The sequence below is a fragment of the Actinomycetospora endophytica genome (assembly GCF_021026375.1).
In the GTDB taxonomy this organism is placed as follows: Bacteria; Actinomycetota; Actinomycetes; order Mycobacteriales; family Pseudonocardiaceae; genus Actinomycetospora; species Actinomycetospora endophytica.
On record NZ_JAJNDB010000003.1, the window covers coordinates 12,682 to 26,787 of the forward strand.

At 74.6% G+C, this 14,106-nt stretch carries 14 protein-coding genes; 6 read left to right on the top strand and 8 right to left on the bottom strand.

Features of this window, described 5'->3' with window-relative positions; translation table 11 throughout:
- Nucleotides 1-64 precede the first annotated feature (64 nt).
- Nucleotides 65-1,000, top strand: a complete 936-nt coding sequence (xerD, locus tag LQ327_RS15420) for a site-specific tyrosine recombinase XerD (RefSeq protein WP_230735161.1) — start codon at nt 65-67, stop codon at nt 998-1,000.
- 51 nt (nt 1,001-1,051) lie between these two features.
- Here xerD and LQ327_RS15425 read toward each other — a convergent pair whose 3' ends face one another.
- The 8 genes from LQ327_RS15425 to LQ327_RS15460 all read right to left on the bottom strand — a co-directional run bounded on the left by LQ327_RS15425 (nt 1,052) and on the right by LQ327_RS15460 (nt 10,049).
- Nucleotides 1,052-2,221, bottom strand: a complete 1,170-nt coding sequence (locus LQ327_RS15425; protein WP_230735163.1) for an amidase — start codon at nt 2,219-2,221, stop codon at nt 1,052-1,054.
- Nucleotides 2,218-3,300 carry an acetamidase/formamidase family protein gene (locus tag LQ327_RS15430; RefSeq protein ID WP_230735165.1) on the bottom strand — a complete coding sequence of 361 codons (1,083 nt, stop codon included), beginning with the start codon at nt 3,298-3,300 and terminating at the stop codon, nt 2,218-2,220. The genes LQ327_RS15425 and LQ327_RS15430 overlap by 4 nt, the downstream gene beginning before the upstream one ends.
- On the bottom strand, nt 3,297-4,007 hold the full coding sequence (locus LQ327_RS15435; protein ID WP_230735168.1) for a FadR/GntR family transcriptional regulator: 711 nt from the start codon (nt 4,005-4,007) through the stop codon (nt 3,297-3,299). Before LQ327_RS15435 ends, LQ327_RS15430 begins: the two co-directional genes overlap by 4 nt.
- Nucleotides 4,008-4,025: 18 nt before the next feature.
- Nucleotides 4,026-4,604, bottom strand: a complete 579-nt coding sequence (locus tag LQ327_RS15440) for a DUF1097 domain-containing protein (RefSeq protein ID WP_230735170.1) — start codon at nt 4,602-4,604, stop codon at nt 4,026-4,028.
- A 22-nt stretch (nt 4,605-4,626) separates the two neighbouring features.
- The gene (locus LQ327_RS15445) at nt 4,627-5,898 is read right to left on the bottom strand and encodes an amidohydrolase family protein (RefSeq protein WP_230735172.1); all 1,272 of its coding nucleotides are present in this window, start codon (nt 5,896-5,898) and stop codon (nt 4,627-4,629) included.
- A gap of 141 nt (nt 5,899-6,039) precedes the next feature.
- The gene (locus LQ327_RS15450) at nt 6,040-7,935 is read right to left on the bottom strand and encodes a thiamine pyrophosphate-binding protein (RefSeq protein ID WP_230735174.1); all 1,896 of its coding nucleotides are present in this window, start codon (nt 7,933-7,935) and stop codon (nt 6,040-6,042) included.
- A 7-nt stretch (nt 7,936-7,942) separates the two neighbouring features.
- Nucleotides 7,943-9,190: an MFS transporter gene (locus LQ327_RS15455; RefSeq protein WP_230735176.1), complete on the bottom strand. Its 1,248-nt coding sequence runs from the start codon at nt 9,188-9,190 to the stop codon at nt 7,943-7,945.
- Between the two features lie 130 nt (nt 9,191-9,320).
- Nucleotides 9,321-10,049, bottom strand: a complete 729-nt coding sequence (locus LQ327_RS15460) for an IclR family transcriptional regulator (protein WP_230735178.1) — start codon at nt 10,047-10,049, stop codon at nt 9,321-9,323.
- Between the two features lie 215 nt (nt 10,050-10,264).
- Here LQ327_RS15460 and LQ327_RS15465 point away from each other — a divergent pair, with 215 nt between their 5' ends.
- The 5 genes from LQ327_RS15465 to LQ327_RS15485 all read left to right on the top strand — a co-directional run bounded on the left by LQ327_RS15465 (nt 10,265) and on the right by LQ327_RS15485 (nt 14,065).
- Complete coding sequence (locus LQ327_RS15465) at nt 10,265-11,203, top strand: ParA family protein (protein ID WP_230735180.1); 939 nt, start codon at nt 10,265-10,267, stop codon at nt 11,201-11,203.
- Nucleotides 11,200-12,030, top strand: a complete 831-nt coding sequence (locus LQ327_RS15470; RefSeq protein ID WP_230735182.1) for a segregation and condensation protein A — start codon at nt 11,200-11,202, stop codon at nt 12,028-12,030. Before LQ327_RS15465 ends, LQ327_RS15470 begins: the two co-directional genes overlap by 4 nt.
- On the top strand, nt 12,027-12,599 hold the full coding sequence (gene scpB / locus LQ327_RS15475) for an SMC-Scp complex subunit ScpB (protein WP_230735184.1): 573 nt from the start codon (nt 12,027-12,029) through the stop codon (nt 12,597-12,599). The genes LQ327_RS15470 and scpB overlap by 4 nt, the downstream gene beginning before the upstream one ends.
- A gap of 85 nt (nt 12,600-12,684) precedes the next feature.
- Nucleotides 12,685-13,299: an SDR family NAD(P)-dependent oxidoreductase gene (locus LQ327_RS15480; RefSeq protein ID WP_230736208.1), complete on the top strand. Its 615-nt coding sequence runs from the start codon at nt 12,685-12,687 to the stop codon at nt 13,297-13,299.
- 19 nt (nt 13,300-13,318) lie between these two features.
- Nucleotides 13,319-14,065, top strand: a complete 747-nt coding sequence (locus LQ327_RS15485) for a pseudouridine synthase (protein WP_230735186.1) — start codon at nt 13,319-13,321, stop codon at nt 14,063-14,065.
- Nucleotides 14,066-14,106 lie beyond the last annotated feature (41 nt).

Genomic DNA, 14,106 nt, shown 5'->3' on the forward strand with positions numbered 1-14,106 from the left:
GATCGCGTCGTTCCCGTGTCCGTCGGTAGCCGCGGGTTAGCGTCGGTCCCGGGGAGGTGGCGGGATGGCGGTGAGCGAGGCGGCACCCGAGCTCGTCGACGCCGTCACCACCTACCTCGACCACCTCGACGTCGAACGCGGCATGTCGCCGCACACGCTGTCGAACTACCGCCGCGACCTCGAGCGGTACCTGGAGCACCTCACCCGGGCGGGTCGGGCCGAGCTCGCCGAGGTCCGTGGGGGCGACGTCGGCGAGTTCCTGATCGCGCTGCGCCGGGGCGACGACGAGCACCGGCCGCTGGCGACGTCGTCGGCCACCCGCGCCGTCGTCGCCGTCCGCGGGCTGCACCGGTTCGCGCTGGCCGAGGGGCTCGTGGTCCGCGACGTCGCCGCCGACGTGCACCCGCCGTCGTCGGCCAAGCGCCTGCCGAAGGCCCTCGACGTCACGACGGTGACGCGGCTCCTGGAGGCGCCGCCCGACGACGACCCGCGCGGGGTCCGCGACCGCGCGCTGCTCGAGATGCTCTATTCGACCGGGGCCCGGATCACCGAGATCACCGACCTCGACGTCGACGACGTGGACGCCGAGCAGCGGACCGTCGTGCTCACCGGCAAGGGCGGCAAGCAGCGGCTGGTGCCGGTCGGGCGCCCGGCGCTCGCGGCGCTGGAGGCCTACCGGGTGCGGGCGCGGCCGGGATTCGCGACGCGCGGCCGCGGCACCCCGGCCCTGTTCCTCAACGCGCGCGGGGCGCGGCTCTCGCGGCAGAGCGCGTGGAACGTGATCCGCGAGGCGGCCGAGCGGGCGGGACTGACGCAGTCGATCTCCCCGCACACCCTGCGGCACTCGTTCGCGACGCACCTGCTCGACGGCGGCGCCGACCTGCGCGTGGTGCAGGAGCTGCTCGGGCACGCGTCGGTGACGACGACGCAGATCTACACGCTGGTCACGGTCGACACGCTGCGCGAGGTGTTCGCGACGTCGCATCCGCGGTCCCGATAGGTGCGCTTCGCGCCTGTGAGCAGTAATTGACGCCAGAGCGTCAATTACTGCTCACGAGCGCGTCAGCGCACCCAGGGACGAATCGGAACCGGGCGCCGCGATCGCCGACAGCCCCACCGGTGCGCCGTCGACCGTCATCAGCGGCATCGACAGCGCGGGCGCCCCGGCCAGACCGGCGAGGCAGGTCAGTCCCAGGGTCGCGGCGCGGGCGGCCTCGACCTCGGGGGCGCCTGGGACGACATCGCGTCGGGGCGCCGGGCCGGACGCCGACGGCAGGAGCAGCACGACGCCGGGTGCGAGGATCTCCCGCAGCGCGCTCCGCGCCTCGGCGACGACCGCGCGGGCCGCCACTGCCTCGTCGCCGGAGATCGTCGACGCCGTGGCGAACCGCGACGCGACGTCCGGCCCGAGCGCGTCCGGGTGCGCGGCCACCCACGCGCCGTGCGCGGCCCACGCCTCGTGCCCCTGCACCGTCCGGAACGCCGCGGCCCAGCGCGCCAGCAGGTCAGCGGCCACCGCCACGGTCCCCACCGACGACAGCCCCAGACCGGCCACGGCCTCGTCGAACGCCGACCGCACCGGGCCGGGCAACCCCGCGATCAGCGCCGGCACGACCACCCCACACACCACCGGCGCCACCCCGGCCGACGGCAGCAACGCCGTCGTGACCCGTCGCAGCGTCCCCGCGTCGCGCGTCAGCCAGCCGACGGCGTCGAAGCTCGGCGCCAGCGGCAGCATCCCGGCGCGGGACACGGCGCCGTGCGTGGTCCGCAGCCCGTAGAGCCCCTGGTAGGAGGCGGGGACGCGGATCGAGCCCGCCGTGTCGGTGCCGAGCCCGACGTCGACCAGCCCGGCCGCCACCGCCGACGCCGGGCCGCTGCTGGAGCCGCCGGGGATGCGGTCGGGCGCTGCCGGGTTGGGCGGGGCGCCGTGGTGGGCGTTGGTGCCGGCGAGGCTGTAGGCGAGCTCGTCGGTGCGGGCGATGCCGGTGACGTCGGCCCCGGCCGCGAGCAGGGTCCCGACGACGGCGGCGTGCTCGGCGGACAGCGGCGCCTGAGCGAGCCACGTCGGGTTGCCCGCGCCGATCGGGTGCCCGCGCACGGCGAACACGTCCTTCACCGCCACGGTCGTCCCGGCCAGCGGCCCGCCCCGCACCCCGGCCGCCAGGGGATCCCCGACGACACGCCACACCGACGTGTCCACCGGGGACGCGACGGTCACCGGAAGTCTGCCTTGCGGATGGACCCGTGCACGCCCTTGGTGCCGTCGACGACCTGCGAGACCGCGTAGTCCGTCGCCACCGACAGGTAGGCGTAGGCCTGGCGACGGTCCATCCCGTAGCAGCGGGTGAGGAGGTCCAGCGAGCCCCGGACGGCGTCGCGCATGGCCTCGTCGAGGTCCGGGTCGAGACCGATCGGGATCCACAGGTCGGGGGTCTCGCCGAGCGGCCCGGACAATGCCCCGAACCGCGCCGCGGCCTCGTCGGCGGGCACCAGGTCGAGGCGCAGAGAAGCACGTAGCGGCGCCTCGAACGCCGTCAGGGCCACCTCGCCGTCGCCCTGGGCGAAGTGCGGGTCCCCGACCCCGACGAGTGCCTCCGGCACCTGGACCGGCAGGTGCAGCGTGGCGCCGACCCCGAGCAGCCGGACGTCGATGTTGCCGCCGTGCCGCGCGGGCGCCACCGAGTGCACCCGTTCGGCCTCGGCCACGCCCATGAACCCGAGGAACGGGGACAGCGGGAACCGGGCCCGCCGTTCCGGGTCGTCCGCACGCAGGGCGATCGACCCGACCCCGTCCTCGACCAGGCAGAACGCGCTGAACACCGGGTCGTCGCCGATGACCTCACCCGGTAGGGCCCCGAGACCGTGCCGGGTGGAGACGATCCCGTAGGGCACGCGCGGGACGAGGTCGAGCACAGTGATCGAGACGACGTCGCCGGGCCGGGCGCCGGTGACCGCGATCGGGCCGGTGACGACGTGCGGCCCGTCCGCGGAGGGGTCGTGCGACAGCGGCGAGGAGGCGATCGCCGCGGCATCGTCGAGCACCGCCTCCCCGGGCACCCCGAACCCGCCGAAGAAACGGACCGGGTCGCGGCCCTGGTCGCCGAGGATGCCCTCGTGGCTCACGGTGTCGACGGACACCACGGACCCCGGCGCGACCTCGAGCACCGGTCCGTCGCCGGCCCCGGGCATCCAGCCCCAGGAGACGGTCTCGGGGGTGGACGGCAGGTCGGCGCCGGAACCGTCCAGTGGTGGGACGGCGGCGAGTGCTTTCGCGAGGCGTTCCGGGGCCACGGTCATGAGCCGGCTCCTTCGTCGGTGGCCAGACGGGTCAGGGCGGCGACGGCGCGCAGGTGGTCGGCCATCGCCGCCCGCGCCGCCTCGCCGTCGCGGGCCCGGACTGCCGCGAGGATCGCCCGGTGCCCCTCGACCGAGACCCGGCGCGCGCGGCGGGTGGTGTGCGAGCGGCGCCGCACGTCGGGGGTCCACGAGCAGGCGAGCGTGTTGACGGTCGCGAGCAGCGGGTTCTGGCTCGCGCGGGCGAGCGCGGAGTGGAACTCGACGTCGAGGCGCACCGAGTCCGCGGTGACCAGCCCGTCGTGCGAGCGGGCGAGGATGTCGTCGAGCTGCAGCAGGTCCGACGCGGTGGCCCGCAGCGCCGCGAACTCGGCGATCCGGGGCTCGACGACGGCCCGCAGTTCGGCGACGTCGGCGAGCTCCTTCTCGGTCTCGTCCAGCCCGGCGTGGAGCTCGCCGACCTGCGCGGGCGGCAGGCAGACGACGGTGCCGCGGCCCTGCACCCGTTCGACGAGGCTCTTCGACTCGAGGTGCCCCAGCGCGTCGCGCACCGAGCCCCGCGACACGGTGAGGGACTCGGCCAGCTCCCGCTCGGGCGGCAGCTTCGCGCCCGGGGCGAGCTCCCCGGTCGCGATGAGGCGCTCGAGGTGCGCGGCGATCTCGACCCCGACGCCGCGGGTGCGGCGCTGCGGGAGCGGGGGAACGGTCATCGACGGGCTCCAGGGGTCTCAGTGCTGCGGGGCGGGATCGCCCGACGACGGGGCGGGGCGCGGCACCGCGTCGTGGGCGGCGGCCCCGGTGTCGGTCGCCGGCGCGGACCGAGTGGCGATCGCGTGCGCGACGAGCGCGAACACCGGGCCGAGCGCGTTCATCGCCAGCACCGACACCCACGCGGCCCACGGATTCGACGGCGCGAAGCCGAACCCGCCGAACATCGTCGCGAAGTACGACGCGAACCCCAGGAACATGCCGGGGATCAGCGCGAGCGCCCGCGTCCGGCCCGCGTACATCAGCGCGGTGTTGACCACCAGGATGATCACGGCGAGCACCGCGTCCTGCGCGAGCTGCCCGGACCCCGGCTTCAGTGCCGTGTCCAGCAGGACGATGACCAGCGCGAACGTCGACCCGGCGGCCATCGTCGGCCAGAGCTTCACCAGCGTCGCCCGGGTCGGTCCGCCGGCGAGGAAGGTCGCCGCCCAGCCGATGAAGATCCCCCACACCGGGAGGTTCAGGGCGTTGCCGCCGATGAAGGCGGTGGTGGCGGCCAGGATCGAGGAGACGATCTCGTTCGGGAGTCGCAGTCGCATGGGTCCCCCTGGAGGGGTCGGGTCAGCGGCGACGGTGCAGCTGGACGGTGCGTTCAGTGGTGGCGACGACCCGGCCGCGCTTGAGCACGTACCGGCGGTCGGCGCGGGCCAGCAGCGCCTCGGTGGCGTTGGGCGCCGCGAGGACGACGAGGTCGGCGTCGGCACCGACGTGCAGGCCGTGACGGTCGCCGCGGCCGACGATGGCCGCGGCGTCGTCGGTGGCCATCGTGACGAGGCGGGCCATGTCGTCGGGCCCGGCGAGGTGGGAGGTCTGGGCGAGGAAGAGCGCGACGTCGAGGACGTCGGCGATGCCGAACGGGGTGAACGCGTTGCGGACGTTGTTCGACGAGAGCCCGGTGCGGACCCCGGCGTCGAGCAGGGCGCGGACCGGCGCGATCCCGCGGCGGACGTTGACCTCGTCGTTCCGGCCGCCGAGGTGCATGTCGGTCATCGGCAGGACGACCACCGCGACGCCCGCGTCGGCGAGCTCGCCCAGGACCCGCTTGCGGGCGTCGGGCACCAGGCTCGCCAGCGACGTCATGTGCCCGACCGTCACGCGACCGCCCATCCCGTGAGCCCGCGTCCGGTCGGCGATGTGCTCGGCGAGCGCGTAGCGGGGGTCGGAGGTGTCGTCGGCGAGGTCGGCGTGGATGTCGACGGGCACCCCGAAGCGCTCGGCCAGCGCGAAGACCCGGTCGACGTGCTCACGGCACTCGTCGAGGGTCGCCTCCTGGTAGCTGCAGCCCCCGACGACGTCGGCGCCCGCCCGCAGGCCCTCGACCAGCAGGTCCTCGGTGCCGGGCGAGCGCAGGATGCCCTCCTGCGGGAAGGCCACGACCTGCAGGTCGACCAGGTCGGCGTAGGACTCGCGCAGCGCCAGCATCGCCTCGAGCCCGGTGAGGCCGACGATCGGGTCGACGTCGGGCTGGGCCCGGATCACGGTGGTGCCGTGGGTGACGGCCTGCTCGAGCAGGCGCCCGGCGCGCTCGGCCACCGACTCCCGGGTGAACGCGGCCTTGAGCCGGCCGGTGATCTCGATGGCGGCGGCGAGCGTGCCGTCCGGGTTGGGCTCCTCGGCGTCGAGCAGCGCCTTGTCGAGGTGCAGATGGGGCTCGATGAGCCCGGGGATCACCGCGTCACCGGAGCAGTCGATCACCGTCGTCGCCGTGGTGGAGGTGCCGATCGCGGTGATGCGGCCGTCGTCGACGGTGATGTCGACAGGCCCGCTGCCGTCGGGCAGCCGGGCGTCGCGCAGCACGACGTCGGGCGGCGGCGGGCTCGACGGTGTGGTCACGGCCTTCTCCAGTGGTTCGAGTGGTCGAGTGGTCCGACCAATCTCGACCACGAGTCAGCCATGCGTCGAGTCGGGGGAGAAGGGGTGTTGCACCGTGTTCACGAGACGGTGACGCCGGGCGCGATCCGCGACCCGCCGTCGTCACACGGCTGTGAGGTCCAGCGAGCAGACGACGACGAGCGGGGTCTCGCGGTCGGCGAGCCCGGGCACCACGTCGTCGAGCACCTCGGTCAGCTCTCCGTGCGTGCCCACCCGGCGGGACGGGCAGCCGAGCGAGGTCGCGAGCCCGGCCACGTCGACCTCGGCGAACCCCGGCCACGGCGCCTTCCCGCCCGCCTCGGACGCCAGCCGGTCCATGATCGCGTAGCGGCCGTTGTCCATCACGAGCACGAGCACCCCGACGCCGTAGTGCGCCGCCGACCAGAGCGCCTGCACGCCGTAGAGCGTCGAGCCGTCACCGACCACCGCGACGACCGGCCGCGTCGGTGCCCCCATCCGGACGCCGATCGCGGCGGGCACGCCGAACCCGAGCCCGCCCTGCGCCGCGGACAGGAACCCGAGCGGCGCCCGCGCGGGGACCAGCCGGTGCAGGTCCGGGCGCGACGACGGGGTCTCCTCGACGACGACCGCGTCGGCCGGCAGCCGGGCCGCGAGCTCGGTGAAGACGACGGGCGGGTCGAGCGGCGCGTCCGGACCACGAGGGGAGGATTCGGTCGTTCTATCCGGCCGAGGGTTCCCCTCGTGCGGGGCGGGCGGGGCGCAGCAGGGATGCGACGCGGCGGGGAGCGCCGCGGTCAGGGCGGTCACGGTGAGCGCCGGGTCGGCGAGCAGGGCGAGGTCGGCGCGGCTGTGGTGGACGTCCTCGGGGTCGTCGCCGACGAGCACGATCGTCGTGCCCGGCTCCACGAGCTCGCCGGGCGAGTACTGGTACTGCCGGAACACCGGCGCCCCGACGACGAGCAGCAGGTCGTAGGCGCCGAGCGCCGCGCGGAGGGTGGCGCGCTCCGGGGGGAGGTGCCCGGCGAAGAGCGGGTGGTCCTGCGGGAACCCGGCGCGCGCGGCGAACGCCTCCTGCCACACCGGCGCGAGCAGGTGCTCGGCGAGGCCGACGAGCGCGTCCCAGGCTCGCGGGGTGTCGGCGTCGGCGCCCACGACGATCGCCGGGCACCGGGCGTTCCCGACGACGGCGGCCAGCTCGGCCACCGCCTCCGGGTCCGGGGCGTACCCGCGGCGCACCGCGACCGGGCTCGGCAGCGTGCGGTGGTCGGCGGGCTCGGCCCAGTCGTCGCTCGGTACGACGACGACCGCGGGGCCGCGGGACGTCTGCGCCTCGTGGAACGCCCGGTCCAGGGCACCGGGGACGTCCTGGGGCCGGACCGGTGTCGTGGTCCACACCGGGTACGAGCCGCCCAGCCCGTCGAGATCGCCGGCGAGGAACGGTTGCGACGCCAGGTGGCGGCGGTCCTGCTGGCCCACGACGACGACGAGCGGCGTCCGGTTCACCCGGGCCGTCGCGAGCGCGCCGACGGCGTTGCCCAGACCCGCCGTGGTGTGCAGGACGACGAGCGCGGGCCGGTCGGTCGCCGTCGCGTAGCCGGTGGCCAGCCCGACGACGGAGCCCTCGTGCAGGGCGAGCACGAACTCGAGGTCGTCGGGCAGATCGGTCAGCAGGCTGATCTCGGTGGAGCCCGGGTTGGCGAAGATCCGGTCGAGGCCGCGGCGGCGCAGCACGTCGAAGGCGGCGTCGCGGACGGTGCGCCCGGCGGGATCGGGGACGGGGTCGGGCGGCGGGTCGTGCTCGGCTCGGACGTCCGCCCCGGAGCGAGCTATCGGCGTGCTCCCCTCATGGCGCTCGTCAGCTGACAGGAATGCGCCACTGCTGCCGCGGGGGGAGGGGCTGACCCGGGGCGGGGGGCTGACCGGGGGAGGGCCGGCCGTCAGGTCCGCTGCCCACGCGGTCACCGAGAACGGTCCGGTCGGCGAGGCACCCGCACGGGCGAGGGTCCGGCGCGGGGGTGGGAAGGGCGGATCGTCCACGGGCACCTCAGCTCGTCGTCCGGTCGGGCTCGGCCGCCACCGCCACTTCCGCCGGTTCCCGGGTCCGGCCCACGAAGAGGACGGCGACCGCGCCCAGCGCCGCGACCAGCGCGAACGCGTAGAAGCCCCAGGGGTTCGCGAGGCCGGCCGAGAGCAGCGCCCCGCCGAGCGCCGGGCCGGTGATCGCTCCGAGGCGCCCGACGCCGCTCGCTGCGCCCAGCGCCGACCCGCGGATCGCGGCCGGGTACAGCCGGCCGACCCACGCGTAGACCAGCACCTGCGCGGAGAACACGAAGATGCCCGCGAGCAGCACGACCGCGTACACCCCGACTCCCGGGAGGCGCACCGAGAGCAGGGCGAGGAACACCGCCCCGAGCGCGAACCAGGTGATCGTCGCGGTCCGCACCCCGATCCGGTCGGCGACGCCGCCGCCGATGAGCAGCCCGATCACCGCGCCCACGTTCAGCGTCAGCAGCAGCGCGAGGGCGGCGCCGAGCGGGTAGCCGGCGCTGCGCATGATCTCCGGCAGCCAGGTGTTGAGCCCGTAGACCAGCAGCAGGCCCATGAACGACGCCACCCAGAACGCGATCGTCGGGCGGGCGTAGCCGTCGCGGAAGAGCTCGCCGACCGGGTTGCGGACGCGCCGGGCCGACTCCGCGCCCCGCGCCGGAGCCGTGTCCCGCGGCAGGCGGGTGAGCATCAGCGGCACCAGCGCGAGGGCGGGCACGGCGCCGAGCGCGAACATCACCGGCCACCCGAGCGGGCCGATCAACCAGATCCCGAGCAGCGAGGCCGCGACCGCCCCGACGTGGTAGCCGGTCATCATGATCGTCGTCGCGGCGTTGCCCCGGCGGGCCGGAGCATGCTCGGCGACCATCGCGAGGGCCACCGGCAGCACCCCGCCGAGCCCGAGGCCGGCGAGGAACCGGAGCACGATCAGCGTCGTGACCCCCGGGGCCGCCGCGCAGGCCAGGCTCAGCACCGAGAACACGACGACGGTGGCGACGAGGGTGCGGCGCCGCCCGACCAGGTCGGACACCGGGCCCACCGCCAGCGCGCCGATCATGACGCCGACCAGGCCGATCGTGGCCACGAGCGAGGCGCTCGCGGGCGTGAGCGCCCAGGTCGGGTCCCGTAGCAGGACGGGGATGACCACGCCGAGCACGACGAGGTCGTAGCCCTCCAGCGCGACCGCGGACCAGCACAGCCCGCGCACCCAGCCGGAGGCCGCCGGAGCGGTCGTCGGTGCGGACATGAGCCACCTCCCAGCCGGGCGTGACGGCTCAGTCACGACCCGTGCCCGGAGTATGGGAGCGGTCGACGACGACGGTCAGCCGGTCCTCTCAGTCACCGGAACATCACCGGCACATCACCGGCTCATCGGCTCAGTCCGCCCGACGGCTCATCCGCCGCGACGCCGCCGCGGCGGCCATCTGCACGGCCGGGAGGAACGGCGGCAGGGCGGCCGTGACCGGGACGACGACGGCGAGCGAGGCCACCACGCGGCCCTCGGCGTCCCTGATCGGGGCGGCGACCGAGGCCGTGCCCTCGGTCATCTCCTCCCGGGAGAGGCAGTAGCCGGTGCGGCGGATGTCGTCGAGCGCGTCGCGCAACTGGCCGGCGTCGGTGATGGTGCCGGGGGCCAGCCGCGGCAGGCCCCGGGCCAGGACCTCGTCGACCAGGCGCGACGGCGAGTGCGCGAGCAGCACCTTGCCGGGTCCGCTCGCGTGCAGCGGCATGTCGCGCCCGACCCGGGAGCGCACCGTCGTGTCGTGCTGCCCGGCGAGGCGCTCGACGAACAGCGCCCGGTGCCCGTCGAGGACGACCAGGTGCACCACGTGCCCGGTCGCCGCCGCGAGATCCTGCATCGGGGGCAGGGCGGCCTCGCGCAGGTTGCGGGCGTGCGGGGCGAGGGCGCCGATGCGCCAGAGCCGCATGCCGATCCGGTAGCGGCCCCGGCCGACCCGCTCGAGGGCGCCCCACTCGACGAGCTCGGCGACGAACCGGTGCGCGGTGGCCGGGGGCAGACCGGTCGCGGCGACGATGTCGGCGAGGGCGAGCTCGGGCGAGGCGTCGGTGAACGACTCCAGGACGCCGAGGGCGCGGCCCAGCACGGACCGCGGCGGTGCACCCTCGGTGACGGATCCTGTGACGCGAGTCATTCGGTGGACGTGCCCGAACGGCGAACGTGCCACACCCGGCGAGTCGCGATGGCTCCGCTCGGACCGTCTGCCTAGCCTGAGCGGTGACCGGGTCACGGCGTGTCCACCCAGTCGGGGTGGTCCGGTCGGAGGACCCGACGGGACGGGGCAGGAGGAGGTTCGGGGGCATGTCGGCACCGCTGTTCGACGCCGAGTCCCTCCGCATGGGCCCGCCGCCCGACCCGGCCCGGCCGGAGGCGGGCACCGGGACCGGGTCCACGGGCGGCTCGCCGGTGGACCCGCTCGACCCGACGGTCCGGCCCCGTCGGGAGATCCCCGAACCGACGCCGCTGTCCTCCCACGGGCCGGCGACCGTCCTCGCGATGTGCAACCAGAAGGGCGGGGTCGGCAAGACCACCTCGACGATCAATCTCGGTGCCGCGCTTGCGGAGTACGGCCGCCGGGTGCTGCTCGTCGACTTCGACCCGCAGGGCGCGCTCTCGGTCGGCCTGGGCGTCCAGCCCCATGAGCTCGACATCACGATCTACAACCTGATCATGGAACGGCGGGTGACGATCGACGACGTCATCCGGCCGACCGGCGTCGAGGGCCTCGACCTGCTGCCCTCGAACATCGACCTCTCCGCCGCCGAGGTGCAGCTGGTCACCGAGGTCGGGCGCGAGCAGACGCTCGGGCGCACGATCGCGCCCGCGCTCGACCGTTACGACTACGTCCTCGTCGACTGCCAGCCCTCGCTCGGGCTGCTCACCGTCAACGCGCTGGCCTGCGCGGACGGGGTGCTGATCCCCTTGGAGTGCGAGTTCTTCTCGCTGCGCGGCGTGGCGCTGCTCATGGACACGATCGAGAAGGTGCAGGACCGGCTGAATCCCGAGCTGGCGATCACCGGCATCCTGGCCACCATGTACGACCCGCGCACCCTGCACACCCGCGAGGTGATGGCCCGCGTGGTGGAGGCGTTCGGCGAGCTGGTGTTCGACACCGTCATCAACCGGACCGTCCGTTTCCCGGAGACGACGGTGGCCGGCGAGCCGATCACCCGGTGGGCGACCCGCTCGCAGGGCGCGCAGGCCTACCGGGCGCTGGCACGAGAGGTCATCGCCCGGTGACGGCACTCTCCGAGCCGTTCGACCCGGCCGCCCCGGACCCCGACGAGGAGCGGGCCGGCTTCCAGGTCTCCCTGGAGAACTTCACCGGCCCGTTCGACCTGCTGCTCCAGCTTATCGGCCGCCACGAGCTGGACGTGACCGAGGTCGCGCTGCACCGGGTGACCGACGACTTCATCGCCTACACCGCGGCCCTCGGCGACGGCGCCGACCTCGAGGAGACCACCGGCTTCCTCGTCGTCGCCGCGACCCTGCTCGACCTCAAGGCGGCCCGCCTGCTCCCGGCCGCGGAGGTCGAGGACGAGGACGACCTCGCGCTGCTCGAGGCGCGCGACGTGCTGTTCGCCCGGCTGCTGCAGTACCGCGCCTACCAGCAGGTCGCGGCCCTGTTCCGCGAGCTCGAGGGGACCGCGCGACGCCGCTGGCCCCGGGCGGTGTCGCTGCCCCCCGAGCTCGCCGAGCTGCTGCCGCCGGTGGAGCTGGGTGTCGACGCGGCCGGGTTCGCCGAGATCGCCGCGGCGGTGTTCCGTCCGGCGCCCCCGCCGACGGTCGGGATCGACCACCTGCACGCCTCCACGGTCTCGGTGCCCGAGCAGGTGGAGATCATGGCCGGCTGGCTGCAGGACGCCGGCCGGATGACGTTCGCGCAGCTGTGCGAGAACGCGACCGAGGGGATCGAGGTCGTCGGGCGGTTCCTCGGGGTGCTGGAGATGTACCGGTCGCGCCAGGTCGCGCTGGACCAGGACGAGGCGTTCGCCGAGCTCGCCGTCCGGTGGGCGCCGGGTTCCGACGACCGCGGGACGGCGGCCCTGGACCCGGAGGCCCCGTGAGCACGCCGGACGACGACGAGGACCTCCCGTCGCTGGGCGAGGACGCCCAGCTGGACGCCGCGATCGAGGCGGTGCTCATGGTCGTGGACGCCCCGGTGCCCGCGGGCCAGCTCGCCGAGGTCCTCGAGGAGCCGGCGGCGCGGGTGACCGAGGCCCTGCAGCGGCTCGCCGAGTCCTTAGAGACGCACGGCTTCGAGCTGCGGCGCACCGACGAGGGCTGGCGCTACGCGTCGCGGGCGCGGTTCGCGCCGTACGTGGAGCGCTTCGTGCTCGACGGCCAGCGCGCGCGGCTGACCCGGGCGGCGCTGGAGACCCTCGCCGTCGTCGCCTACCGGCAGCCGGTCACGCGGTCGCGGGTGGCGGCGGTGCGCGGGGTCAACGTCGACGGCGTCATGCGCACGCTGACCGCGCGCGGGCTGATCGTCGAGGCGGGCCTGGACCCGTCGACCGGCGGCACGCTCTACCGGACCACCGAGATGTTCCTGGAGCGGCTGGGCCTGGGCTCGCTCGACGAGCTCCCGCCGATCGCCCCGCTGCTGCCCGAGGTGGACGACATCGACGAGCTGTGAGGGCGCTGGGATGTCAGCGATGGACCATCGCTGCCACAGGACGTCAGAAAGGCGCCATCCTGACATCGGGAGAACCGTGCCGAGCATGATCATCGTCGGGGTCGGCCCCGGCCTCGGGACCGCCGTCGCCCGCCGCTTCGCCCGGGAGGGCTTCGTCGTCGGGCTGATCGCCCGCAGCGAGGCCACCCTGACGACGGCGGCCGCAGCGCTCGGCGACGACGTCACCACCTGGACCCGCACCGCCGACGCGACCGACGAAGCGGCTCTGAAGGATGCGCTCGCGGCCTTCGTCGGGACCCACGGCGTGCCCGACGCCGTCGTCTACAACGCGGCGATCATCCGTCAGGACGAGCCGGGCGAGCTCGACCAGGCGGCGATGCTCGACACCTACGCGGTCAACGTCGTCGGCGCGATCACGACCGCGGGGGTGCTCCTCCCGCGGATGACCGGCGGCAGCTTCGTGATCACCTCGGGGATGCCGACGCCGCTCCCCGGCCTGACCAGCCTCTCGCTCGGCAAGGTCGGGGTACGCGGGCTGGTGGAGATCCTCACCGGCTGGCAGGACCGGGTCCACGTCGCGTCGGTGACCGTCGGCGGCCCCGTCGCCTCCGGCACCGACTACGACCCCGACGAGATCGCCGAGCACTACTGGCGCCTGCACACCCGCGAGGTCACCGACCACGAGGTCCGGCACGGCTGACCGACTACCCTGGGGCACTGTGACCGAGGGTGAGCAGGGGATCCGCCTGCAGAAGGTGCTCGCCGAGGCCGGGGTGGCCTCGCGGCGGCAGGCAGAGATCCTGATGCGCCAGGGTCGGGTGGAGGTCGACGGCGAGGTCGTCCAGGAGATGGGCCGCCGCGTCGACCCGGACGTCAACGTCATCCACGTGGACGGCGCCCGCGTCGTCACCGACGTCGAGACCGTCCACCTCGCGCTGAACAAGCCCGAGGGGATGCTCTCGACGATGTGGGACGAGCACGGCCGCCGCTGCGTCGGCGACGTGGTGCTCGAGAAGGCCGGCAGCACGAAGGGCCTGTTCCACGTCGGACGCCTCGACGCCGCGACCGAGGGCCTGCTGCTGCTCACCAACGACGGCGAGCTGGCCAACCGGCTGATGCACCCGTCATACGAGATCCCGAAGACCTACCTCGCCGAGATCCGCACCCCGATCGCGAAGGACCTCGGCAAGCAGCTGCGGACCGGCGTCGAGCTCGACGACGGGCCCGCGGCGGTCGACAGCTTCCGCGTGATCGACCGGTCCGGCTCGCGGGTCATGGTGGAAGTGGTGCTGCACGAGGGCCGGAACCGCATCGTGCGGCGGATCTTCGAGGCGGTCGACAAACCGGTCGAACGCCTGGTCCGCACGGCCGTCGGGGACGTGCACCTCGGCAACCAGCGGGTGGGCACGCTGCGCCGGCTGGGACGTGACGAGGTCGGGGCGCTCTACAAGGCGGTCGGCCTCTAGCCGTAAGGCACAATGGTCTTCCGGACGGGTGTCGTAGAACG

Excerpts from the sequence above, each read along its gene's own strand:
- xerD (WP_230735161.1), top strand. The coding sequence starts at position 65 with ATGGCGGTGAGCGAGGCGGCACCCGAGCTCGTCGACGCCGTCACCACC.
- LQ327_RS15430 (WP_230735165.1), bottom strand. The coding sequence starts at position 3,300 with ATGACCGTGGCCCCGGAACGCCTCGCGAAAGCACTCGCCGCCGTCCCA.
- LQ327_RS15435 (WP_230735168.1), bottom strand. The coding sequence starts at position 4,007 with ATGACCGTTCCCCCGCTCCCGCAGCGCCGCACCCGCGGCGTCGGGGTC.
- LQ327_RS15440 (WP_230735170.1), bottom strand. The coding sequence starts at position 4,604 with ATGCGACTGCGACTCCCGAACGAGATCGTCTCCTCGATCCTGGCCGCC.
- LQ327_RS15455 (WP_230735176.1), bottom strand. The coding sequence starts at position 9,190 with ATGTCCGCACCGACGACCGCTCCGGCGGCCTCCGGCTGGGTGCGCGGG.
- LQ327_RS15465 (WP_230735180.1), top strand. The coding sequence starts at position 10,265 with ATGTCGGCACCGCTGTTCGACGCCGAGTCCCTCCGCATGGGCCCGCCG.
- LQ327_RS15480 (WP_230736208.1), top strand. The coding sequence starts at position 12,685 with ATGATCATCGTCGGGGTCGGCCCCGGCCTCGGGACCGCCGTCGCCCGC.